Source organism: Ensifer sp. ENS07, assembly GCF_014852185.1.
Taxonomy (GTDB): Bacteria; Pseudomonadota; Alphaproteobacteria; order Rhizobiales; family Rhizobiaceae; genus Ensifer; species Ensifer adhaerens.
The window spans coordinates 336008-359437 of sequence record NZ_JACVBE010000002.1; the positions used below are offsets into that span (position 1 = coordinate 336008).

Annotated in this window: 20 protein-coding genes and 1 riboswitch; of the genes, 6 read left to right on the top strand and 14 right to left on the bottom strand. The window is 64.1% G+C overall.

What is annotated here, in order from left to right; all coding sequences use genetic code 11:
• Positions 1-25: 25 nt before the first annotated feature.
• Positions 26-1375 carry an oxygen-independent coproporphyrinogen III oxidase gene (hemN, locus tag IB277_RS08695; protein WP_110818607.1) on the bottom strand — a complete coding sequence of 450 codons (1350 nt, stop codon included), beginning with the start codon at positions 1373-1375 and terminating at the stop codon, positions 26-28.
• A 216-nt stretch (positions 1376-1591) separates the two neighbouring features.
• Between hemN and IB277_RS08700 the strand changes: the two genes are divergently transcribed.
• Complete coding sequence (locus IB277_RS08700; protein WP_051659129.1) at positions 1592-2329, top strand: Crp/Fnr family transcriptional regulator; 738 nt, start codon at positions 1592-1594, stop codon at positions 2327-2329.
• A gap of 232 nt (positions 2330-2561) precedes the next feature.
• Here the strand turns inward: IB277_RS08700 and IB277_RS08705 are convergent, their stop codons facing one another.
• From IB277_RS08705 to IB277_RS08730, 6 genes are all read right to left on the bottom strand, one after another.
• Positions 2562-2990, bottom strand: a complete 429-nt coding sequence (locus IB277_RS08705; RefSeq protein ID WP_192370944.1) for a L,D-transpeptidase — start codon at positions 2988-2990, stop codon at positions 2562-2564.
• A gap of 129 nt (positions 2991-3119) precedes the next feature.
• Positions 3120-4091 (bottom strand): adenosylcobinamide-phosphate synthase CbiB, encoded by a 972-nt coding sequence (gene cbiB, locus IB277_RS08710; protein ID WP_090293989.1) that lies wholly within the window; start codon positions 4089-4091, stop codon positions 3120-3122.
• A 1-nt stretch (position 4092) separates the two neighbouring features.
• Positions 4093-5094 carry a threonine-phosphate decarboxylase CobD gene (gene cobD / locus IB277_RS08715; protein WP_090293991.1) on the bottom strand — a complete coding sequence of 334 codons (1002 nt, stop codon included), beginning with the start codon at positions 5092-5094 and terminating at the stop codon, positions 4093-4095.
• Positions 5091-6395, bottom strand: a complete 1305-nt coding sequence (locus IB277_RS08720; RefSeq protein WP_110818608.1) for a cobyrinate a,c-diamide synthase — start codon at positions 6393-6395, stop codon at positions 5091-5093. The genes cobD and IB277_RS08720 overlap by 4 nt, the downstream gene beginning before the upstream one ends.
• Positions 6392-7231 carry a uroporphyrinogen-III C-methyltransferase gene (gene cobA, locus IB277_RS08725; protein WP_176960267.1) on the bottom strand — a complete coding sequence of 280 codons (840 nt, stop codon included), beginning with the start codon at positions 7229-7231 and terminating at the stop codon, positions 6392-6394. Before cobA ends, IB277_RS08720 begins: the two co-directional genes overlap by 4 nt.
• A 130-nt stretch (positions 7232-7361) precedes the next feature.
• Positions 7362-7826, bottom strand: coding sequence for a cobalamin biosynthesis protein (locus IB277_RS08730; RefSeq protein WP_090293995.1), 465 nt, complete (start codon positions 7824-7826; stop codon positions 7362-7364).
• Positions 7827-8280: 454 nt separating this feature from the next.
• On the opposite strand from IB277_RS08730, the gene IB277_RS08735 reads away from it, so the two are divergent.
• From IB277_RS08735 to IB277_RS08745, 3 genes are all read left to right on the top strand, one after another.
• Positions 8281-9066: a TSUP family transporter gene (locus tag IB277_RS08735; RefSeq protein WP_110818609.1), complete on the top strand. Its 786-nt coding sequence runs from the start codon at positions 8281-8283 to the stop codon at positions 9064-9066.
• 225 nt (positions 9067-9291) lie between these two features.
• Positions 9292-9516: a hypothetical protein gene (locus tag IB277_RS08740; RefSeq protein WP_110818610.1), complete on the top strand. Its 225-nt coding sequence runs from the start codon at positions 9292-9294 to the stop codon at positions 9514-9516.
• Between the two features lie 329 nt (positions 9517-9845).
• Positions 9846-10199 carry a hypothetical protein gene (locus IB277_RS08745; protein WP_090293998.1) on the top strand — a complete coding sequence of 118 codons (354 nt, stop codon included), beginning with the start codon at positions 9846-9848 and terminating at the stop codon, positions 10197-10199.
• An 800-nt stretch (positions 10200-10999) separates the two neighbouring features.
• Here the strand turns inward: IB277_RS08745 and IB277_RS08750 are convergent.
• Positions 11000-12472, bottom strand: a complete 1473-nt coding sequence (locus tag IB277_RS08750) for a hypothetical protein (protein WP_090294000.1) — start codon at positions 12470-12472, stop codon at positions 11000-11002.
• A 413-nt stretch (positions 12473-12885) separates the two neighbouring features.
• On the opposite strand from IB277_RS08750, the gene IB277_RS08755 reads away from it, so the two are divergent.
• On the top strand, positions 12886-13479 hold the full coding sequence (locus tag IB277_RS08755) for an isoprenylcysteine carboxylmethyltransferase family protein (RefSeq protein ID WP_090294002.1): 594 nt from the start codon (positions 12886-12888) through the stop codon (positions 13477-13479).
• A 198-nt stretch (positions 13480-13677) separates the two neighbouring features.
• Here the strand turns inward: IB277_RS08755 and IB277_RS08760 are convergent, their stop codons facing one another.
• The 5 genes from IB277_RS08760 to cobU form a co-directional block, all read right to left on the bottom strand.
• A complete protein-coding gene (locus IB277_RS08760) occupies positions 13678-14103 on the bottom strand; it encodes an EamA family transporter (protein ID WP_090294004.1) in 426 nt (141 codons plus the stop codon).
• Positions 14103-14747, bottom strand: a complete 645-nt coding sequence (gene cobO / locus IB277_RS08765) for a cob(I)yrinic acid a,c-diamide adenosyltransferase (RefSeq protein WP_043617391.1) — start codon at positions 14745-14747, stop codon at positions 14103-14105. The genes IB277_RS08760 and cobO overlap by 1 nt, the downstream gene beginning before the upstream one ends.
• Before the next feature lie 146 nt (positions 14748-14893).
• Positions 14894-18724 carry a cobaltochelatase subunit CobN gene (gene cobN / locus IB277_RS08770; protein ID WP_090294005.1) on the bottom strand — a complete coding sequence of 1277 codons (3831 nt, stop codon included), beginning with the start codon at positions 18722-18724 and terminating at the stop codon, positions 14894-14896.
• A gap of 103 nt (positions 18725-18827) precedes the next feature.
• Positions 18828-19892: a cobalamin biosynthesis protein CobW gene (gene cobW / locus IB277_RS08775; protein WP_192370945.1), complete on the bottom strand. Its 1065-nt coding sequence runs from the start codon at positions 19890-19892 to the stop codon at positions 18828-18830.
• Positions 19893-19895: 3 nt separating this feature from the next.
• Positions 19896-20420, bottom strand: coding sequence for a bifunctional adenosylcobinamide kinase/adenosylcobinamide-phosphate guanylyltransferase (gene cobU / locus IB277_RS08780; RefSeq protein ID WP_034788264.1), 525 nt, complete (start codon positions 20418-20420; stop codon positions 19896-19898).
• 134 nt (positions 20421-20554) lie between these two features.
• Positions 20555-21013, bottom strand: a riboswitch (cobalamin riboswitch).
• A 202-nt stretch (positions 21014-21215) separates the two neighbouring features.
• Between cobU and IB277_RS08785 the strand changes: the two genes are divergently transcribed.
• Positions 21216-21797 carry a cation transporter gene (locus IB277_RS08785; RefSeq protein ID WP_090294006.1) on the top strand — a complete coding sequence of 194 codons (582 nt, stop codon included), beginning with the start codon at positions 21216-21218 and terminating at the stop codon, positions 21795-21797.
• 38 nt (positions 21798-21835) lie between these two features.
• On the opposite strand, the gene IB277_RS08790 is transcribed toward IB277_RS08785, so the two are convergent.
• Positions 21836-23293, bottom strand: a complete 1458-nt coding sequence (locus IB277_RS08790; protein ID WP_090294426.1) for a cobyric acid synthase — start codon at positions 23291-23293, stop codon at positions 21836-21838.
• Positions 23294-23430 lie beyond the last annotated feature (137 nt).

The following is a 23430-nucleotide window of genomic DNA, read 5'->3' on the forward strand; positions in this document are numbered from 1 at the left end:
AACGGTGTTGCGACAGAGCATGGGGTCAGACGGCCACCGAATGCCGGCCCCGGCCGTTGCCGAGATAGGCGTCGAAGGTGGCTGCAACCGAGCGGGCAAAGGGCCTGCCGCGTTCAGTCAGGCGGAAAACCCCGTTTTCGATCGTCGTCAGCCCATCCACGTCGCGCGCCCGAAACAGCCGTGCCTCCTCGATCACAGCCCCTGCCAGCCCGGGAAACGCTTCCTCAACCTCAGCAAAGGAGAAGGCAAAACGGCACATGACGTCGGCAATCACTTTTGCTCTCAAAGTGTCGTCCGGTGTGAAGCGATAACCGCGGACCGCAGCGAGCCCCGTGTTTTCCACATGGCGCAGATACTCACCGGTCGCCAGCATGTTCTGGACATAACCTTGACGAAACTGGCCGATCGCGGAGGCGCCAAGCCCAACGAGCGTTTCGGCGGCATCGTCGGTATAGCCCTGGAAATTGCGACGGAGACGCCCTTCCCGGCTGGCCCGCGCCAGGCTGTCGTCGGGCTTCGCAAAATGATCGATACCGATGGCCTCGTAGCCGGCGGCAGCCAGCATTTCGGCCGCGCGGCTCATCTGCGCGAAGCGCTCGACGATGCCGGGCAGGCTTTCGTCCGGGATCATCTTCTGATGCGTCTTCATCCACGGCACATGGGCGTAGCCGAAGAGTGCGACGCGATCGGGGTCGAGCGAAAGCACTGCCTCCATGGTGCGCTCAAGCGACTGGAGGCTTTGATAGGGCAAACCATAGAGCACGTCGCAATTGACCGAATGCACGCCCCTTACCCGTGACGCCTCGATCGCGTCTCGCGTCTGCTCGAAGGTCTGGATGCGGTTGATCGCCTTCTGCACGACGGGGTCGAAATCCTGGATGCCGAAGCTCGCCCGCGTCATACCGATCTCGGCCAACGCATCATGGCGCGCTTCGTCGAGATCGTTCGGATCCATCTCGACGCTGATCTCGCAATCAGCCGCGAAGGTGAAGTGATCGGTAAAGGCGCGCTTCAGCGCGATCAGGTCGTCGGGCCTGACGAGCGTCGGCGAGCCGCCGCCGAAATGCAGGGCCGTTACCTTGGCTTCGCGGCTCACCCGCCCGCCAATCTCTGCAATCTCCCGATGCAGGCCCGTGAGGTAGGTTGCCACCGGATCATACCGCAGCGTCTGCTTGGTATGGCAAGCACAGAACCAACAGAGCCGGTCGCAATAGGGCACGTGAGCATAGAGCGAGATCGCCTCATCCGGACCGATCGCCCCGAGCCAGCTTTGATAGTCAACCGGCCCCACCGCTTCGGAAAAATGCGGCGCGGTCGGGTAGCTGGTGTAGCGTGGCACGGGGTTCGCATGCTTGAGGATTAGCGCGTCGTCCATCAGTCTCTCCGCTGTCGTGAAAACGGCTTAGGACGGATCGGCAATGAGGCCTTTGATTTTGATCAAGTCGGCGAATTAACACGTTAAAATTGACAATGCGCAAGCCAGCATGAGACATTGTTTCGCGCTTTCGGAATTAGCACCTGTCAACTCTTGATTTAACGACCCGCATCCTCTTTGGTCATCCAGGGAGCAATGGAATGCAGGTAGAAAGAATTGCAGATCGTGAACGAACATCGCCGCAAGGATATCCATAATTCGGACGTTCCAGCCGTCTGCTCCGCCTGCGAGGCGCGCCATGGCGGCGTTTGCGGTACGCTCTCTCCGGATCAGCTTCTCGACCTCAGCCGTCACTCCACCCGCCGCAGCATCGAGCCCGGCCGCGAGGTCATCGGCCAGGGAGAAACCACCGACAGCTACGCAAATATCATCTCCGGCGTCGTCAAGCTCAGCAAGGTGCTGGCCGATGGCCGCCAGCAGATCGTCGGCCTGCAGTTCGCCCCTGATTTCATGGGCCGGCCCTTCACCCGCGAAAGCGCGCTGACGGCGGAAGCGGCGGTCGACACCGACATCTGTTGTTTCCCGCGCAACGTCATCGAGCGGCTGGTCTCCGAGGCTCCCGGGCTGGAACACCGGCTGCACGAGCAGGCGCTGAAGGAACTGGACGAAGCGCGCGACTGGATGCTCACCCTTGGCCGCAAGACCGCGCAGGAGAAGGTCGCAAGCTTCCTCTACATCATCGCGACTCACATCGACCCGGAAAACGGCACCTCGAACGTGTTCGACCTGCCGCTGTCGCGCGCCGACATCGCCGACTATCTCGGCCTCACCATCGAGACCGTCAGCCGCCAGATCACCAAGCTCCGCAAGGAGAACGTCATCCGCATCGAAAACAGCCGCCACGTCACCGTGCCGAGCCTCGACCGGCTGATGCATGTGGCAGGCATCGACTGACGGTCGCCAGCGGCTCTTAGCGGCCTCATCAAGTGCCCGACAGAATTGCCCTCTCCTCGGGTTTACCCCGAGGAAAGCCAAGCAGTCACGTTAAAGATGGGGACGCGCATTCTACCGTTCACTTCTTACGAAACGGTCGAAGATGAAGCGGAAACGGTGCCTCGGATCCCTTCTCCTCTTCAAAACAGAGAGAAGGTCCCGGCAGGGGGATGAGGGGCTGGCTAGGCAGGCGTCACCGCGTAATTACGATCCGCGTGTTCTTCAGCCCATGTTCCCGCGTCAGCCCAAAAAACTCCGCCGCGTTGTTTGGATGCAGCCGCACGCAGCCGTGCGATGCCGGGCGGCCGAGGCGTTTGATGTCATAGGTGGCGTGGATGGCGTAGCCGCCGTTGAAGAACACGGCATATGGCATCGGCGCGTCGTCGTATTTGCGTGAACGGTGATTGCGAGAGAGCCATTTGGCGCTCCAGCTGCCGCGTGGCGTCACATAGCCCTTGCGCGCCGTCGACACCTTCCAGCGATACATGACGACGCCGTATTGTCGCACGGTCATCGTCTGCGACGACAGGCTGATATCGGCAATGAGATTGGCGGCGTTCGCGGGTTGAACGGCAAACTGCAGCAGAGCGGCAATCAGCGCAGTCAGAAAGCTTTTGCGCATGCTTCTCTCTCCGGGAAGACGAACACGTACCGGTGGAACCAAACGTTCCAGGAGAATAACTGATCGAATATGATACGATCTTAATACATATGGAAAGCAGAGTCTTAATGCGAAGGTCAACTTCCGCGATCAAATCATTGCGATTGCAAGAACAAACCCGGCCATGACCGTGCAGGCGCCATAAAATACAGCAATACCGGCGTCGATGTCTTCGCTTGTTGCAACCGCTCGGCCCGGACCGTTGATCATCGGTTCGCTGACCTTGACCCCGCCATAGATCCGCGGACCGGCAAGCTGCAGATCGAGCGCGCCGGCCATGGCCGCTTCCGGCCAGCCGGAGTTCGGCGAGCGGTGCAGGCCATGGTCGCGAAGGGCCACGGTCAGCGCATCCTTGGCGGCGCTTACGCCACGATGGATCAGCGCACCGGCTGAGATCAAAAGGATCGAGAGCCTCGCTGCCGGCAGGTTGGCGAGATCGTCGAGTCGGGCCGAGGCCCAGCCGAAGTGCAGATATTTCGGCGACTTGTGGCCGATCATCGAATCGGCGGTGTTCAGCATCTTGTAGGCAAGAAGCCCCGGCAGGCCGGCAACCGCGTACCAGAAGGCCGGCGCCACGACGCCGTCGGAGAAATTCTCGGCAAGGCTTTCGATCGCGGCACGGCAGACCGCCGGCTCGTCGAGCGTCTTTGGATCGCGACCAACGATCATCGACACGGCGGCACGTCCGCCTTCCAGCCCGTTCTGTCGCAAGCCCCCGGCCACGCGACGCACGTGATCGGCGAGGCTCTTCTGTGCCAGGAAGACCGCGACCACAACCGCCTCGAGCAGAAAGCCGAGCGGTCCGAAGACGGCGAACAGGCGATGCAGCAGATGGCCGAACCAGGCGCTGATGCCAAGCAACAGCAGGATCGCGACGACGCCACGAAACTTGCGGGCACCATCCTCGAGGTCCTCCCGGTTCAGCCGGGCGTCGAAGAAGCCGATGGCCTTGCCGAAAAACACGACCGGATGCGGCATGCGCGCCCAGAGCCAGTCCGGATCGCCGACAACGCGGTCGATCACCAGCGCCAGCGCGAGAATGAGCAGGATCGTCTCCGACACCTCAGAGCTCCATGCGGGCAAGCGCGTCCGCCAGCCGTCGGTCACCGGCCGCGTCAGGCGCAAGACCGATCCTGAGCCAGGTCGGGGCATAGTCGAACTTGCGCGTGAGAATATGGGCCTCGCAGAGCCGTTCCTGCAGCAGAGCCGCCCTGGGATGCTCGACCAGCACAAATAGCCCCGTGCCGCCGATACGGTTGAGCCCTGCCCCATCGAGAGCCGCGTCGAGGCCGGCGCGACGCTCGAGGATGCCCGCCGCGATCGCCTTCGTATCGCCCTGCATCAGCGCTTTCGAGATCGTCAACGCCGGGCCGGAGACAGCCCAGGGACCGAGCCAATCGGCAAAGGACGCAAGCACTGGCTCGGTCGCAACGACGAAGCCGAGGCGCAGGCCCGCAAGGCCGAAGAACTTGCCGAAGGAGCGGAAGACGATGAGGTTGCCCTGCCCTGGCACGTGACCAGCGACACTCAGTTGCGGCTCAAGATCGCCGAAGGCCTCATCGACCAGCAGCAGTCCGCCGCTCGCTTTCTGCCTTGCGGCGATCGCCAGAAGCTCCGCCGGCGCCAAGGCGCGGCCGGTCGGGTTGTTGGGGTTGACGACGATGACAAGCCCATGTTCGGCCGTGAGCGCGTCGGCATCCGCGACGCGATCGACAGCAAAGCCGGCCGCTTCAAGCACGCGGGCATACTCGCCATAGGTCGGCCCGAAGATCGCGACTTGCCTGTTGGCCGGAGCAAGACGTGGCAGGAGCTGGATCACCGACTGGGTGCCCGGCACCGGCAAAGGCAGCACGCCGTTGGTGCGGTAGTAGTCGGCAGCGGCGCTCCGCGCATCATCCACCGTCTGCCGATCCGGCAGCCGGTGCCAGGCGCGCTCAGGGACCGCGGGCAAGGCCACGGGGCATGGATTGATGCCGGTCGACAGATCGAGCCAGTCTTCGAGCCGGCCGCCATAGCGCGTTGCGGCCTCGGTGATGCCGCCACCATGAACGATCGGTGCGCTCATGCAGCACCTGCGACGTCGATCAGATGCATGAAGGAACCGGCGACAGGGCCGCGCCGGAGGCCCGCCTGGCCGAGATCCTCGCCGGCGGCGTCGCTGACCGCAAACAGCCGATCGGCCGCCCCTTCGGCGACGATAGTCGCATAGTGGAATTCGTGCGCCGTCATGGGTCCATCGAAGAAGGCGTTGTCGACAGGCACGACGCGGCGATAGCCGAGGTGCCGCCTGCGCTCGGCAAAACTGGTTACGAGCGGCAGCAGGCCGAGCATGTCGTAGCGTGCGCCATCGGCAGCGACAAGCCCTTCACCGAGCACCATATAGCCGCCGCATTCGCCGAAGATGCGGGCGCCGCGTTCCGCCGCGAAATGCATGCCGGAACGGAATCGGGCGGCGGCGCTCAGCTGCCCCGCATGCAGCTCCGGATAGCCCCCCGGAAGATAGACGGCATCCGCTGCCGCATCCGGCGCCTCGTCGGCGAGCGGCGAGAAGAAGGAAATCTCCGCGCCGCCTTGCCGCCAGCCGTAAAGCAGGTGCTCGTAGCAGAAGGCAAAGGCGATATCGCGCGCGACCGCGATGCGCTGACCGAGCGGCCGCAAACGCTCGGCATCGGCCGCCGCGGGCACCTGCGGGAAAATCGTCGCGATCAGGCGGATGGCGTCGAGATCGCAGGCAGCCTCGACCCGCGCGGCCGCCGCCCCGATGAAGCCCTCAAGCGCTGAGTGTTCGCCCGCCTGCACGAGCCCGAGATGGCGCTCCGGCAGTTGCAATGCGCTGTCCTGCCGGAGCACGCCGAAGACAGGCATGCGCACCTTGCCGAGCGCATCGCGCAACATCATTTCATGCCGGTCGCTGCCGACCTTGTTGAGGATGACGCCGACCACCCGGATATCGTCGCGATGATCCGCATAGCCGCGCACGAGGGCGGCAACCGACTGGGACATGCGGGCGCAATCGACCACCAGAATGACCGCAAGGTTCAGCGTCGCGGCGAGGTCCGCTGGCGTTCCCGAGCCGTCGGCAGCACCGTCATGCAGTCCCATCATCGCCTCGACGATCAATGTGCGCCCGCCGGAGGCGGCATGCGACGCATTGGCAAGCAGCAGTTCCGGGCGCATCGCCCAGGGGTCGTAGTTGAAGCAGGGCTCGCCGGTCGCTGCCGCGTGGAAAGCGGGATCGATATAGTCCGGCCCCGCCTTGCCGGGCGCGATCGCCACGCCGCGCCTCTTCAGGGCGCGCATCAGCCCGAGCGTCACCGTCGTCTTGCCGGAGCCGGACGCGGGTGCGGCAATCAGCAATCCGCTCATGCCGGGTTCCTGAGAATTCGATTGGCGAACGGGTCGGCGGCAAGCTTGCGCCCGTCCAGCGCGCCGATCCAGTCGAGCGCTGCGCGCAGCCTCACCACCTCGCCGACGACGACGATCGCCGGCGGCTCCAGCCCTGCCGCCGCAACATCGGCCTCTGCACGCGCAAGCGTCGTTTCCAGCACCGCCTGCTGCGGCGTCGCGGCGTTGCAGACGAAGGCGACCGGTTCGTCCGGCGAGCGGCCGCCGGCAATGAGGTTGGCGGTGATCGCGCCGATATGTTTCATCGCCATGTACATGACGATGACAGGCGAGCCGCTGGCGATGCCCTGCCAGTTGATGCGATCCGGCACCAGGCCGGAGGAATCATGGCCAGTCAGGAAAGTGACCGCGTGGTTGACCTCGCGATGGGTCACGGGAATGCCGGCATAGGCAAGCCCGCCGATACCGGCGGTGATGCCGGGCACGATTCGGAACGGCACCTGGTGCTCGACCAGCGTCAGCGCCTCCTCGCCACCGCGACCGAAGACGAAGGGATCGCCGCCTTTGAGGCGCAGCACCCGGTTGCCGGCGCGCGCGAGTTCGACGAGGCGAAGCGAGATGTCGCGCTGCTTCGGCGACGGCTTGCCGCCACGCTTGCCCGCAAACTCCAGCACGGCGCCCGGCCGCGCCAGCTTCAGGCAATCCTCGTTGACCAGCGCATCATGCACGATCACATCCGCCTGGCGCAGCGCATTGGCCGCATGCAGCGTCAACAGGCCGGGATCGCCGGGGCCGGCGCCGACCAGCCAGACCGAACCTTTTTCGAGCGCCGGCAATCCGGCAAAGAGGTCGTCGATCATGCGTGCTGTCCCACCTGTATTTCGGCGCCACCCAAAGGCACGCCTGACGCGCTCTCTAAAGAACCGGATTCCACTTGAGAGAAACCCCGGGCAAAAGATTGATTCAATTCAACAACACAAGAACGCATCAGACAGCCTCCGCCGCCTGGATGCGCTTTTCGGCGCGCAAGGTCGCCGGCCCGGCAAGTGCGGCCGTCGCATGGGCGGAGACGATCTTCTGCACAATCAGCACGGCTTCGCGACCGGCACCGACCAGCGCTGCGCCCTCGGCAACGCCATGACAACCCGTGTAGGCAAAGACGACCTCGGAGGGGTTGGCGAGCCGGGAAGCTTCGGCTTCGAGCGTGGCGGCATCGTAGAACGCGGCCGGAACCGAGAAATGCTGAGCGGCCGCCAGGATCGCCGGCTCCTCGGCGCGAGCATCGAGCGAGGCGACCAGCCGCAGATCGCCGGGCGCAGCACCGGCATCGGCAAGCGCACGCTCGGCAAGGGCGATCACCTCTTCGGCCGGCGTGCAACGCTCGCAGCCGAGCCCGAGCACCAGCCCGGCTCCTGCTTTCGTCGTCTGTGCAGAGTGTTGGCCCGATGGCATCGGCGGCCGGCTCCCTTCGTTGTTCTCCTTAACGAAGCGCCGGCTGGGACGATCCGTCCCGGCCGATCTGGACAGCACCGGCTGATGGCCCCCTGGCTGGGTCGGCCGCACCGGACGCTCTTTCAGTCCGCCGAAGCGGACGCCGTCGCATGTCTGTCAATTTTAGCCAAGCGGCGACAACCGGTCAAACCGGATTGCGTCATCCCGATGTCGCGATTGGGGAAGATTGTCGTCACCGCGAACGGTCGAGCAGGACGGCGACGGCGACCGTTTGCGCGAGGCGAGCCTCCCATCCGAAATTCCAGCGAGTCGGCGCAACCGACTGATCTTGCTTACGATTGCGGCCATGGCGCTGGTGGCGGTCGCCACGCCCTTACGGAAGGCTTTGCTTTTCGTCGCGGGCTCTGACACAAGGCGCAGAACTCCCTCAGGTCTCCCTCTCACGAGTCTCGTCTTGCAAGATCTTGCCTTCCACCTGCTCGCCTTTCTGTTCGTTGCCGCCTTCATCGCCGGCTTTATCGATTCGATCGCCGGCGGCGGCGGCATGATCACCATTCCGGCGATGCTGATTGCCGGTATCCCGCCGCTGCAGACGCTTGGCACCAACAAGCTGCAGGGGCTCTTCGGCTCCGGCTCGGCGACGCTTTCCTACGCCCGCAAGGGCCATGTGAACCTGAAAGAGCAATTGCCGATGGCGCTGATGTCGGCGGCCGGCGCCGTGCTCGGCGCGCTGCTCGCGACGATCGTGCCCGGTGACGTGCTGAAAGCGATCCTGCCGTTCCTGCTGATCGCGATCGCGCTCTATTTCGGCCTGAAGCCGAACATGGGCGATGTCGACCAGCACCGCCGTATCACGCCCTTCGTCTTCACACTGACGCTGGTGCCGCTGATCGGTTTTTACGACGGTGTCTTCGGCCCTGGCACCGGCTCCTTCTTCATGCTCGGCTTCGTGACGCTCGCCGGTTTCGGCGTCCTGAAGGCGACGGCGCACACCAAGTTCCTGAACTTCGGCTCCAACATCGGCGCCTTCGGCGTCTTCCTGTTCTTTGGCGCCATCTTGTGGAAGGTCGGCCTGCTGATGGGCGTCGGCCAGTTCCTCGGCGCCCAACTCGGCTCGCGCTACGCCATGGCCAAGGGCGCCAAGATCATCAAGCCACTGCTCGTCGTCGTCTCGATCGCCCTTGCCATCAAGCTCTTGGCGGATCCAACGCATCCGCTCCGGATTTGGCTCGAGCTTTGAAGCAAGGCGCGCCTTTAACCAGGTGATCGCACAGTAGCGACATCGTCCGCGCGGCGAGGAACGATGCCGGCTGGCGCGCCTTCCGGCGAGCGACGTCGGCGTACCCCCTTGCCGCCTATTCCTTTTTGACTGCTGCCGCTACCTCCGAAGAGCTATCGAAACTTGGCCGGGACCGCCCGATGTAGGTTTCAGAACCTCGCCATAGCTCTCTCCAAGCCCGGCCAAATGACCTCAGAAAACACAGCAGCCCACAGGAAATACGCCGTCCGCTATCCGAGCGGCCTGACTGCCGAAGAAGCGATTGCTCTGCTGGCGCAGACATGCGCGGACATTGCACCCCATCTCACGCTCCGCGATAAAGGAGACGGCGCCACGATCGAAGGCGAGCCATGGCACGTCCTGTCGGTCTGCCTCGCCCTCCCGCTCTTCGAGATGAACGAGGTCGGTTAGGGAGATCTGTCGACCTCCGGCTTGCGGCTCGCAGCATTGTCCGTTGCGCGGGTATCGATGACGCTGGCGCAAGCAGCGGCCGGTCGACTTGCCCCTCGATATCAAGCCCCACGGCCGGTTCGCTGTCCGGGCAAACGCACGTCACGTAGATCGAACAACATCCCCGAAGCGTTTTTATGCCGGCCGGGGCGTAGTATCATCGCCCAGGCGAAACACTGCGGTTCCCTGGTCCAGGGCACGGCCCGGTCATCGGGGAGTGACAACTGGTTTCGCCCGTTCGCAAGCAACCTGTCGGCGTTTCTCGAAGGCTGCCTCCAAGGAGGTGCGCAATGACGTTCGCCCTGTCAATCTTGCCCCTGATCACGCTTGCCTCCATCTCGCTCGGCGTGGTGGGGTCTGCCGCGCACCAGGCGACCACCGGCTGGACCTATCCTCCGGCGTGCTGCAAGGCGCGTCACGTCGGTGGAGATTGTGAAGCCATCCCCACTCCGGACGTAACCCGCGGGGGCCAAGGCTTTTCCGTCCGCTTGCGCGCGGGCGATCACCACCTCGCGACAAGACCACACCTGTTCTGGATCCCATATGGAGATGAGATCCCGTCGGGCGACGGGCAATATCATCTCTGCCTCCACCCGACGGAAGATCATGTGAACTGCTTCTTTGCCCCGCCCGACAGCAGTTGAAGCGGCGACGCGCACCCTCGCCCGCGGATGCCGCGAACATCGATGGCAGTCTCAGGGTTGTCGACGTTCAGATTCGGGGCCAGACGCGTTCCTCTGGCACCACAACGCAGTCAGGGTCTCGCAGTCAGGCCAGCATCAGGCGCACCGGACTTCGACCAGCACGAACACGGCTCCCCCACGGGGCCCGCGCCATAGCTGCACTGTGCGTTGCGGGTCTCGCAGATCCGCGGGCGGCGAGCCTCGGCGAGAGCCTTTGCCTTGGCTTCATCCGCCGCCTTCTGCTTCCGACTGGGCTTGGGCTTCGGCTTGGCCTTCGCCGTGGAAACGTGGGCCTTGGACACGGCCGTTTTCGTTGTCTGTGAAAAACCCACGTCACCGGACGCCGCAAACAGCAAAACCGACGCGGCAGCAACCGCAACTCTGAAAGCGATCTTCAAGGCTCACCCGCTATCTCGACCATGATGAAACGTTAAATGGAGGCTTTTACGACGTCCATCAAGGATGTTCGGTCAAGGTTCAAACAAGATTTGCCGAAGAACAAGGCAACGCTGCCGTCTTACCCCGCACGACGCGCCATCACCTCGCCGCTGAACGTCCGGTCACCACGACCTAAGTCGCGCGTTCGGCAGACCACCATCTGGACCGGCACGTGTCGCCCGATCATGTCGCGCGCTGGCGATCCGGCGCGCCGGTTGCAAACTGCAGCACCCGGCGGTCGCGGCCGATCGTTCCTGTCCGCTTGACGCCGGATTCCATCGCCAGTTCCGATTACACCAGATCCGATTTCGCCAGTTCCGATTTTACTGGGCAGCGAATGCGGTGGCAGCCGGGCCGCGCGATGAGCCGCGACGGCTCAGGTAGACGGCGGAAAGCCCGGCAAAAAGCCCCGGCAGGCCAAACTCGATGAAGGACGCGATCGAGATCGGCATCGGTCTCGACATGACGTAGTCGTCGAGACAATGGCCCATGCTGCCGGCAAACAGAAACGCAAACGCGGGAATGACAACGAAAGCAACGGCGCGCCGGACGCCGCTGGACGGCAGGAAATGGTCAAGTGCCAGCGTCTGCAGGGCGACGACCGCCCAGATCCGGTAGGCAATCGCCCACATCTCGGGATCGAAGCTTCGCAATCGGCCAATGAGGGTGTCATCCGCCGACGCCGCGGCTTCTTGCGCGACGGTGACGAAAAGAGCGTAGGCAAGGGCAGCGGTGAGCGGCGCGACGAGCCCGGCAATCGAGAAGGTGCGCACCATCCACCATCCGCTCAGCGTCGAAACGCTGCTGCCGTTTCCAAGGAGCGGTGCCGGCCGAGCTGGAAACCAGATCGCCGCGCATGCGGCTGCAGACAACGCGCCGAGGATGCCGCCAACAGCCAGCAGATCCTGCTGGCTTTCGGCGTGCCCCTCTGCCGGTGCAAACAGCAACAGGAAGATCGCGCCGGCATGAAGGCCGACGCAAAGAGCCACCGGCCATGCCGCCGCCCGGGACCGGCCGGACATCAGCACAAGCATCAAGGCTGCGGCGACGGCGGCCGCGAACGTGCCGCCAGAATAGAGCCTGAGCACGAACCACAGGAATTCAAGAGACCCTCTGCCATTGGAACCCGGAATAAAGGCACTGAGGATCACCGCCACCGTCGCCGCGACGATCACAGGACCGAACACGGTCGTAGACCAGAAGTAGCGCGCGTCGGCATTGGTATCTGCAGCCAGCGCGCTGGCGCCGGCCGGTACGGACGGAGAGGCAGAATGCGATTCTTCGAGGCTCGACGTCTCTCCGGCGCCGTGCTCCTGGTGTTCGCGATAAAGCCAGAGCGCCCCGCTGATGCCGGCCATCAATGCGCCACCTGCCGCAGGCAGCAGCACGTGGGTAGCCGCCTTGTGCAAAAGCGCGATGACGGCCGCACGCTCGTGGAGCGGCCAGGAAAAGGCAGGCTCGTAGGCGCTCGGATTCCAGTGCGCCACCGCCAGGGACAGCGCGTAAAGCATGGCAAACCCGGCGACCGTTACGAAACCACAGGCCGCCGAAAGCGGAAGAAGCTGCCACGCATTGCTGGCAAAGCGCCTGAAAGCGACCGTCAGCCGAGCGCTGATCATCGCTGGCAGGGCGCAGGCGAAAGGAACCAGGACCAGGAGAACCTGCAACGCGCCCGTTTCAGACATGGCAACGCTAAAAACAACGGTGCCTGCCGCGACCAGCGCCATCGAGACCCAGGTCGCAAAGGGAAAAAACGTGCTTTCAAGGCGACCGCGCCATTCGTCTTTTGCCTGCATGTCGCCCTCCGCCCACACACAACCACCTAGTGTATCCTGATTAAGGTTTCATTGAGACGAACATTTCAAGAACGTCAACGGGCAAAATATCGCAAACTCACTTTGGCGCGGCCTTCTGCTTGGGCGTACGCCTGCGGACCGATCGCGCGGCGGCGGCAACGACGCTGCAACCATGAACATCGCACGGGCTCACGGCGGTCACCGGACACAGCGATCGCCGGCACGGGCCCCGAGGCTTTGGGCACCGAGCTCAGGGCTCAGGGCATCGAAAAATATTCGGTCACCCCCTTGCACCTCTAGTAACTAGAGATTTCACATTTGCAGGCGTGCAACCAGAGGGGATTTACAGTCATATCCGCTGCCCCTTTTCGGTCGCTCGTATTCCGCTTTCCCGCTCGTTTCCAGAGGTTTAGATGTCCACCACCCTTCCCGCCATCCTGATGCTCGTCGTGGGATTGTCCACGCTCGCGCTGGCGATCCTCCGCCGTGTGCAATCCGGCCGCTCGCCGGTCGTGCTAACCTATGGCGACGACGCGGAGGGGTTTGCGGGCAGGCTTTTCCGCCTGATCGTCGCAGCGCTGGTGATCCACCTGCTGGCGGTCGCCATGCTCCCGGCCTCCGTCGATGCTGCCCTCGGCCGGATCCCGGCGCTCGACACGCCCATCCTTCACGCCGTCGGCCTGGCGCTGATGACGCTCGGCGGCGGGCTGACGATGCTGTCGCAATGGGCGATGCGTCATTCCTGGAAGATCGGCATCCCTGAAAAGCAGGACGCGCCGCTTGTGACCTCAGGCCTCTATGCCTTCTCGCGCAACCCGATCTATGTCGGCATGGTGACCGCGCTGATCGGCACGGTGCTGGCGGTGCCCAACGTCATCGCGGTGGCGCTGGCGCTCTCCGCCTGGATCTCGATTTCCTACCAGATCCGCATGGAGGAAACCCACCTCGCCAAGGTCTTCGGCGACGCCTACGGTGCCTATTGCAGGCGTGTCCGCCGGTGGGTCTGATGCAGGGCTCCCCCTCAGGCTGCGACGCTTCCAGCGTCTGCCGAACTGCGCGACTTGGCCCGACGGATCAGGAAGGCGCTCGCGCCAATTGCCGTCGACCTGCATGCCGTCCTCCCGCTCGTCACAACCACTGCATGTGTCGGGATTACGGATTGATTGAGGCGAGCATTCAGTGAACAGGCACCAGAGCAGGCGCGCTCAAAACACCGCCAGCAACAGCGCCCCGGCGGCAATGAAGCCGACGCCGAGCCAGTTCATCAGGTTGAGCTTTTCACCGAGGAAGAGCACGCCGAAGATTGCGACCATGATGATCGAAAGCTTGTCGATCGGCGCCACGCGGGCGGCGTCGCCGAGCTTGAGCGCGCGGAAATAGGCAAGCCAGGAGGCGCCGGTGGCAAGACCGGACAGCGCGAGAAACAGCCAGGTGCGTCCGGAGATTTCCGATGGCTTCTGCCACTGCCCTGTCGCCGCCACGATGGCGGCGATCACGCAGAGGATGACGACGGTGCGGATCAGCGTTGCGAAGTCGGAGTTGATCTGCGCAACCCCGACCTTGGCAAACACCGCCGTGAGCGCAGCGAAGGCGGCCGAAAGCAGCGCCCAGAACTGCCAGCTCTGGCTCATCAAAACTCCACGCCCTGCTGCGCCTTGATGCCGGAACGGAACGGATGCTTGATCAGCTCCATCTCAGTGACGAGATCGGCGATTTCGATCAGGTCTTCTTTCGCGTTGCGGCCGGTGAGCACCACATGCGTCATGTGCGGCTTTTCTTCCTTCAGGAAGCGCACCACTTCGGCGACGTCGATGTAGTCGTAGCGCAGAGCAATGTTGATCTCGTCGAGCAGCACCATCGAGTTGCGCTCGTCACGGATCAGTTCCTTCGCCTTCTCCCAGGCCTTTTCAGCCATCGCAACATCGCGGGCGCGATCCTGCGTTTCCCAGGTGAAGCCCTCGCCGAGCGTATAGAACTGGCAGACATCGCCGAAATGCTTCTCGATCAACTCGCGCTCGCCGGTTGCCATCGCACCCTTGATGAACTGCACGACGGCGCAGGGCATGCCGTGGGCGATATGGCGGAAGATCATGCCGAAGCCGGCGGTCGACTTGCCCTTGCCCTTGCCGGTGTTGACGATGATCAGACCCTTCTCGTCGGTCTTCGTCGCCATGATCTTTTCGCGCGCTGCCTTCTTCTTCGCCATCTTCATGGCGTGGCGGGCATCGTCCTTCTCGGCCGGGGCTTCGCCGCCTACTGTCGTCTCGTCGCTCATGATCACTCCCTCAGTTCTCAAGTTCGGGATGGGCAGACGCCCTCGTCCCGCTTCGGTTCCTTTTCGCACTTCACTGAGCAGCGAAACGGAACCAGGTCCTTGTTTGCAAGCAATTCCGGACGGATTACCGCCAGCCCGGAACCGCTCTATTCATTGCCGGCACGAAGCCGGGTTGCTGCCGTGCCGATGCCGGCAAGTTCAAACCGCGCCGAATTCGAGCGCGGCGTCCAGAGATTGCGGTCGATTGCTTCAAGCAGGCGTTCGGCAAGCTCGGCAAAGGCGGCCGGGTTCTTGTCGCGCATGAAGTCAGCCACGCGCTCGTCGACGATGAACGCCTGATAGGCGGCCTCGAAATGATGGTCGCGCACCGCACCCGTGGTCGCGGCAAAGGCGAACATGTAGTCGACCGTGGCAGCGATCTCGAAGGCGCCCTTGTATCCGTGGCGCATGACGCCATCGATCCACTTGGGATTGACGACGCGGGCCCGGACCACGCGGCCGATCTCTTCTTCGAGCGACCGGATCACAGGTTTTTCCGGACGGGAATGGTCGTTGTGGTAGATCGCCGGACGGTGACCGCCGAGCTGTTCGGCGGCAGCGCTCATGCCGCCTTCGAACTGGTAGTAGTCGTCGCTGTCGAGCAGATCGTGCTCGCGGTTGTCCTGGTTCTGCACCACCGCCTCTATCGTGCGCAGGCGCTCCTCGAAAAGATCGCGCTCGGCCTTGCCCTCCTCGCCGGCGCCATAGGCATAGGCGCCCCAGGTAAGATAGGCCTCGGCGAGATCGGCTTTGGTTTCCCAGCCCTTCTCGTCGATCAGCGCCTGCAGGCCGGCGCCATAGGCACCGGGCTTTGCGCCGAAGACGCGGTAGGAGGCGCGACGCGCGGCCTCGGCAGCCTCGACACCTTCCGCTTCCAACCGTCGGCTTTCCGCCCGCATGCGTGCGGCGATCATGTTGTCGGCATCGTCTTCCTCCAGCGCGCCGACGGCGCGGATCGCCTTGTCGAACAGCGCGATCTGGTCCGGGAAGGCATCGCGGAAGAAGCCGGAAATGCGCAAGGTCACGTCGACGCGTGGGCGGCCGAGGACTGCGAGCGGCACGATCTCGTAGCCCATCACCCGGCGAGAGACCATGTCCCAGGTGGGCTTGGCGCCGATCAGCGCCAGGGCCTGGGCGATGTCGTCGCCGCCGGTGCGCATGTTCGCCGTACCCCAGGCGGTCAGGCCAAAGGAGGACGGCCATTCGCCGTGGTCCTGCAGGTAGCGGCGGATCAGAAGCTCGGCCGATTTCTTGCCGAGCTCATAGGCAGCCGGCGTCGGCACCGCGCGGCTATCCACGGAGTAGAAATTGCGCCCCGTCGGCAACACATCCGGCCGGCCGCGCGTCGGCGCGCCCGATGGACCGGGGGCGACGAAGCGGCCGCTGAGACCGGTGAGGAAGCCGGTCATCTCGGCGGCACCCGAGTTTGAAATCGACGGCTTCAGGCGCGTTTCGATTTCGCCGAGCACGGCGCGGGTGTTGGCCCAGTGGTCCGGGCAAGCCAGTTCACCCGACACGAGATTTGCGGCAAGCAACTCGATGCGCTCGACCGTATCGCCGGCGGTGCGCCAGGGGGCGTCCGAGAGGTCAGCGAGGATGGACGGTTTCGGGCCTGTCCAGGTGTCGGACATGACGCAGTCGAGCGGGTCGAAGGGTTGGGCGTCGCGTGCGGGGCTACCCCCCGCGGAGGTGGGAATAGCGAACCCACGCAGCCCCGCATCCGCTGCGATCGCCCGCTGCAGGCTCTGGTCGCCGCCCTCGCCGAGACCGCGGGGCACGCGCGCCAGCGCTACGGTGAGGTCCGTCAACAACCGCCCTTCCGGCGCGACGCCGAAGATGTGCAGGCCGTCGCGGATCTGCATTTCCTTGAGGTCGCAGAGATAGGCGTCGAGCTTTTCCAGCGCCTTGTCGTCGCTGTCGCCCCTGTCGATGCCTGCGTCGCTGTCGAGGCCGATGTCGCGCACGAGATCGAGGATCTGGCGGCTGAGCAGCCTGAGGCGGCGCGGATCACCGCCGGCGGCGTCGTAATATTCGTCGACGAGCGCTTCCAGATCCTTGAGCGGGCCGTAGGATTCGGCGCGCGTCAAGGGCGGGGTCAGGTGGTCGATGATGACGGCGCTGGTGCGGCGCTTGGCCTGCGTACCTTCGCCCGGATCGTTGACGATGAAGGGATAGATGTGCGGCAGCGGCCCGAAGATCGCTTCGGGATAGCAGGTTTCCGACAGCGCCAGGGCCTTGCCCGGCAGCCATTCGAGGTTGCCATGCTTGCCCATGTGCACGATCGCCTGCGCGCCGAACTGCTGGCGCAGGAAGGCGTAGAAGGCGAGATAGCCATGCGGCGGCACGAGGTCCGGCGAATGGTAGCTTTCCTTCGGATCGATGTTGTAGCCGCGCGCCGGTTGGATGCCGACGATCACCTCGCCGAAGCGGGCGAGCGGCAGCGCGAAGGCGCCATCGAGGAAGAAGGGATCGGCCTCCGGCACGCCCCAGCGACCGGCAACTTCATCCTTTATCTGTTTCGGAAGCGAATCGAAGAACGTCTTGTAATCGTTCAGCGAAATACGCTCGCGAATTTCGCGGTCATGGCTCGCCGCATTGGTCGGCCCGGCCATCAGATAGCGGATCAGCGCGTCGCCATCGGCGGGAACCTCACCGACCACATAGCCTTTCCGCGCCATGGCGCTAAGCACCTCGACGGTACCGGCCGGCGTGTCGAGCCCAACACCGTTGCCGAGGCGACCGTCGCGGTTCGGATAGTTGGCCATGACGATGGCAATGCGGCGCTCGGCGGGCTCTGCCCAGCGCAGCTTCGCCCAGTTGACGGCAAGATCAGCGGCAAAGCGCACCCGGTCTTCGAGCGGCTCATGGCCGACGATATTGGCCTCCACCTTGGCGTCATAGATCGACGCCGCCTTGAAGGAGACGGCGCGCGCAAGGATGCGGCCATCGACTTCGGGTAGTGCCACGTTCATGGCGAGGTCGCGCGCCATCAGCCCCTGCGGCGACGTTTCCCATTGCGCCCGCGACGAGCCGGAGAAAATCACCTGCAGCACCGGCGCACCGGTCGATTCCAGCACCGTCGGCTGACGGTCGGCACCGGGCGACGAGACCGCAAAGCCAGTGGCGTTCATCACCACGTCGGGTGCGGCCTCGGAAAAAATCGCCTGCAGCGTGCCGACGGAAACGGCATCCTTGAGGCTTGAGACGAACACCGGCAGTGCCCGCACACCTTCAGCCTCCAGCGCATCGATCAGCGCCTCCACCGGCCGTGTCTCGCCACTCTGCACGAGCGCGCGGTAAAAGCAGATCCCAACCGTCGGGGGTTCGAATCCCTCCCTCGCTACCATCCGTCCCTGAACAAGGGACTGCCATTCGCTGACGCCGATCACGCCAGCACCCGGCCACCAGATGCCGGCCTTCAACAGGGGCTTTGCCGGCTGCGGCTTCTCCGCACCCGTGACCAGTGCGGCCGCATAGTCGAGAAACAGCCCGGCATTGTCCGAGCCGCCTTCGGTGAAGTAAGCCCAAAGGCGCTGGCGGTCGTCGGCTGCGACGGTGGAGAAAGGCTCCAGCCCCGGATCCGGCTTGTCGTCACCCGGCAGAACCGCGATCTCGAAACGATGGGTGACGGCAGCCGCATGCAGGGCTTCCAGCAGATAACGGAAATAGCTGGCGCCACCGAGCGGCCGGACGACGATCAGCTTGGCGTGACGCGCCGTGCGCTCGACGTAAGTGTCGACCGACATCGGGTGCATCAGGCTCATCAGGCTGGCGATGCGCAGGCTCAAGCCTCCGTCGCGTCGGCCGTGAGCCGCGGCGATCGAGGAGAGCTCGGTGTCGGCGGCCGATAGGAAAAGGATATCGGCCGGCGTTTGCCCAAGGTCGATCGCCTCGTTGCCGTCGGCGATCGTTCCTTTCTGGGCGAGAAGCAGATGCATTCGTCTTGTCCGTTGGGGCAATTCCGAACGAAAACGCTAAAAGCGTTCTCCATCCGGAACTGCATCATTTCAATGCGTTAGATCATTTCATTCAAAGAACGATCTACACGAGCGCGGTGATCGCAGCGCGCACCGCCGCCTCGTCCATGTCGTGCAGGCCGATGACGACGAGGCGCGTACCGCGCTTTTCGCCAGCGCCCCAGGCGCGGTCGTAATATTGGTCGATGCGGGCGCCGACCGCCTGGATCAGGAGGCGCATCGGCTTGCCGGGCACGTCTGCAAAACCCTTGAGGCGCAGAACGTCGTGCTCCGCGATTACGCCCTTCAGGCGATCGATGAAGGCGGCCGGATCGGCGATCGAACCGAGCTCGACGACGAAGCTGTCGAACTCGTCGTGATCGTGCTCCTCACCTGCCTCGTGCTCCATCTCGTGATGCGACTTGCGGTTGGCGATATCGCTTTCCGTGCCGACACCGAGGCCAAGCAGGATGGCAGCGGCGACTTCGCCGTTCTTCGCCTCGATCATCGTCGGCTTGCGGCTGGTGCGCGAAGACACCTCGTCGCGCACGGCCTTGAGGCCGGAGGCATCGATCAGATCGGTCTTGTTGAGAACGATGAGATCGGCAGCCGTCAGTTGATCCTCGAACAGCTCCTCGATCGGGCTTTCGTGATCGAGATTGTCGTCCTCGACGCGCAGCGCATCGACCTTGTCGTGGTCGTCGGCAAAGCGGCCAGCGGCAACGGCGGCGCTGTCGACCACGGTGACGACGCCATCGACGGTCACTTCGCTGCGGATATCCGGCCAGTTGAAAGCGGCGATCAGCGGCTGCGGCAGGGCAAGGCCCGAGGTTTCGACGATGATGTGGTCAGGGCGGTTTTCACGCTCGAGCAGCTTCGTCATGGTCGGGATGAAATCGTCAGCCACGGTGCAGCAGATGCAGCCATTGGTAAGCTCGATGATGTCGTCCTCGGTGCAGGCCTCGGCACCGCAGCCCTTCAAGACATCGCCGTCGACGCCGAGATCGCCGAACTCGTTGATGATCAGCGCGATGCGCTTGCCGTCGGCGTTCTGCAGCAGGTTGCGGATCATCGTCGTCTTGCCGGCGCCGAGGAAGCCGGTGATGACGGTCGCCGGGATCTTGCCCTGGTTGGCTCTCGCAGTGGTCATGGATCAACCCTTCATTTTCAGCGGCAAACCGGCCGCGACAAAGTAAACTTCAGCGGATTTCTCCGCAACGATCTGGTGAAGCCGGCCGGCATGGTCGCGAAACTCGCGGGCCATGCGGTTCTCGGGCACGATGCCGAGGCCGACCTCATTGGAAACAAAGACGAGGCGCGCCCGCGCCTCAGGCAGATACGCAACAAGGGCGGCGAACTCCGCCGTCATGTCGCGCTCTTCCAGCATGAGATTGGTTACCCATAGCGTCAGGCAGTCGATCAGGACCACATGGCTGGGATCATCGATGCGTCTGAGGATGCCGACGAGATCGAGCGGCTCCTCATGCGTCGTCCAGCCCTCGCCGCGGCGCGTCCGGTGATGGTCGATGCGCTCGCGCATTTCGTCGTCCCAGGCGCGGCCCGTGGCGACATAATGCATGGTGAAGCCGGACGCTTCGACGAGCCTCTCGGAAAAGCTGGACTTGCCGGAACGGGCGCCGCCAAGGACCAGCACGGGCCCGGCGCTGAGACTGCTCATCGTGGCTGCCTCAACATTCCCAAATCAGCCGTCGGTGGCAAAAGCCATCGGACGCGCCACGGGCGCGTTCTTGAAAACATCTGCGAGCCAAAACAACCTCCGTGATGGCGTTGGAGACAAAAGTCCCCTCGGGCGGAATGCCCATGCCGGATGGCAGGTCTCCTGGCTCACGGCGTCACGGGCCGAACATCGCCTCGCCCTTAAAGGGCAAGGTTCCGATGTCAGGGCCCGAGCGGCCCGCCTCACCTTCCCGGCGTCTTTCCGGTGCCACAGCGAACCTTTGCGCGTCGTCTCCGACGCATGGGTGCTGTGAGGGACATCGTGAAAGGCGGACGATTCGTAGAAGAAGAGGCGTCCAAACCCGGCTGATCACGATGCCACGCCAGTGGCTTTTCCGGCTTGATCCCCGACCTGCCCCGATTGCCCGTGCAACCGGCCGACAGCCCGGCACCAAACCCGATGGCGAACCCTGACCGTTCTACAGTCGCGGGGTCGGCTGCGATAAGGATGCCCGATTTGGGTCCATCCGTCACATTCCCAATTATCCCCCCAGATCGCCACGACAAGGGGGAACCATCCAACACCTGATGATTAGGAAGCGGGCAGCCCAAAGTCAATCGACGCATGCGACGCCTCCCCGGCCGAGTTGCGCCACGCGACGATTTGTCGGGCGTCAGGCACGACGGCGGTGTGAGCGGAACCGATGTCGAAACCTAATGCTATGGATAGCAACCTGCTGCTAACACGTGTGTCAAAGTGCCGGGGGCGAATCTCGCCAGAAAAGGAACTTTTCGAGTGGATACCGACCTGCGCCGCGTCGTCCTCATCGTCTCCCTGTTGAACCTCGGCTATTTCGGGGTCGAACTCCTTGTCGCGCTTTCCATCGGCTCGGCGTCCCTCATGGCCGACAGCGTCGACTTGCTCGAAGACGCCTCCGTCAACATGCTGATTTTCTTTGCTCTGGCCTGGACGACGCGAACCCGCGCGCGAGTCGGCCTGGCGATGGCGTTCATTCTGCTGGTACCGGCGCTGGCCTTCCTTTGGACGGCCTGGGCGAAGTTCATGGATCCGGTCCCGCCAGAGCCCTTTGCCCTGTCCCTGACCGGACTTGGGGCGCTGGTGGTCAACCTCTTCTGCGCCTATCTGCTCGTCGCCTACCGTCACACGAGCGGCAGCCTCACGCTGGCAGCATTTCTCTCGGCCCGCAACGATGCCTTCGCCAATGTGGCCATCATCGCCGCGGGTCTGGCGACAGCCTACCTGTGGCAGTCGGCCTGGCCGGACCTGATTGTCGGCTTGGGGATTGCCCTGATGAACCTGGATGCCGCGCGGGAAGTCTGGGAAGCCGCAAGCGAGGAGCACGATGTCGCAGCGTAGTTCCCCCGGGGACCTGCTGGCTGACCCTTGCCGCGTCCCTAGTGCCTGAGCAACTCGTCCAGCCAGCGACGATCGAGCACAGCCTCCAGCTCGTTCGCGACATCGTCGAGCGCCGCATCGACCGATTGGCGGTAGTTGTTGGCGCCGCCTTCGATGCCGAAACTCTTGAGCAGCGCGCCGCGATAGGCGTCGCTGGTGAAGAGCCCATGCAGGTAGGTGCCCATCACGCGGCCATCGGCCGAAAGGGCGCCGTCGGCGCGATTGTCGATGCGCACCGACGGCCGGCCACAGTCCGCACCTTGCGTCTTGCCAAGATGGATTTCGTAGCCTTCGAGCGCCACATCATGCTCCAGCGACCAGGCGCGGCTGTTGCGCACCGTCTTTTCCGGCGCCATCTCGGTCTCGACCTCGAGCAGCCCGAGACCCTCGACCGCACGTTCGCCGCCCTCGATGCCGAGCGGATCGGTGACGCGCCGGCCGAGCATCTGGTAGCCGCCGCAGATGCCGATGACCCGGCCGCCCCGGCGCACATGACGTTCGAGGTCACGGTCCCACCCTTGCGCACGGAAATCGATGAGGTCGCCGATGGTCGACTTCGACCCGGGAATGACGACGAGGCCAGCGTCTGCCGGAATGGGACTGCCAGGCCGCACGAAGACGAGATCAATCTCCGGTTCGGCGGCGAGCGGATCGAGGTCGTCGAAATTGGCGATGCGCGACAGCACCGGGACGGCAACCTTCAGCGCCCGCCCCTCGCCGCGCGTCAGCTTCTCCAGTACGACGGAATCTTCGGCAGGCAGGCGTGCCGCCGCCTTCAACCACGGCACGACGCCGAAGCAGGGCCAGCCGGTGTAGCCGCCGATGGCGGCAATGCCGTCGTCGAACAGCGTGACGTCGCCGCGGAACTTGTTGATGAGATAGCCGGTCACCATGCGCCGGTCTTCCTCGGGCAGGATCGCATGCGTGCCGACCAGCGAGGCGATCACCCCGCCGCGGTCGATGTCGCCGACCAGCACGACCGGCACGTCGGCCCGTGTCGCAAAGCCCATATTGGCGATGTCGCCGGGCCTGAGGTTGATTTCGGCCGGCGAGCCGGCGCCTTCGACCACCACGAGATCGGCACCGGCCGATATTTGTTCGAAACTCTCCATGACGGCGCCCAGCAGCTTGGGCTTGAGCGCCTGATATTCCCGCCCCCTAGCCTGCCCGGCGACCTTGCCCTGAACGACGATCTGGCTGCCCACGTCCGACTGCGGCTTCAGGAGCACCGGGTTCATGTGCACCGACGACGACACGCGCGCGGCCAGCGCCTGCAGCCATTGCGCGCGGCCGATCTCGCCGCCGTCGTCGGAAACGGCGGCGTTGTTCGACATGTTCTGCGGCTTGAACGGCCGGACCTTCAGGCCCTGATTGGCGGCAAGCCGGCAGAGCCCCGCCACCAATACCGATTTTCCGACATCCGAGCCGGTTCCCTGCAACATGATCCTGCGTGTCATGCGGCCATCGGTAACACTGAAACGGGCAGCGGCAAAGGTCTGTTTCGACACGATTTCGCCGCAATTGACAAAGCCCTTTCACGCATTGTTTCGCGCTTTCGCAAGGCTTGTCGAAAATGTCGCGGCCGATAGCCAGA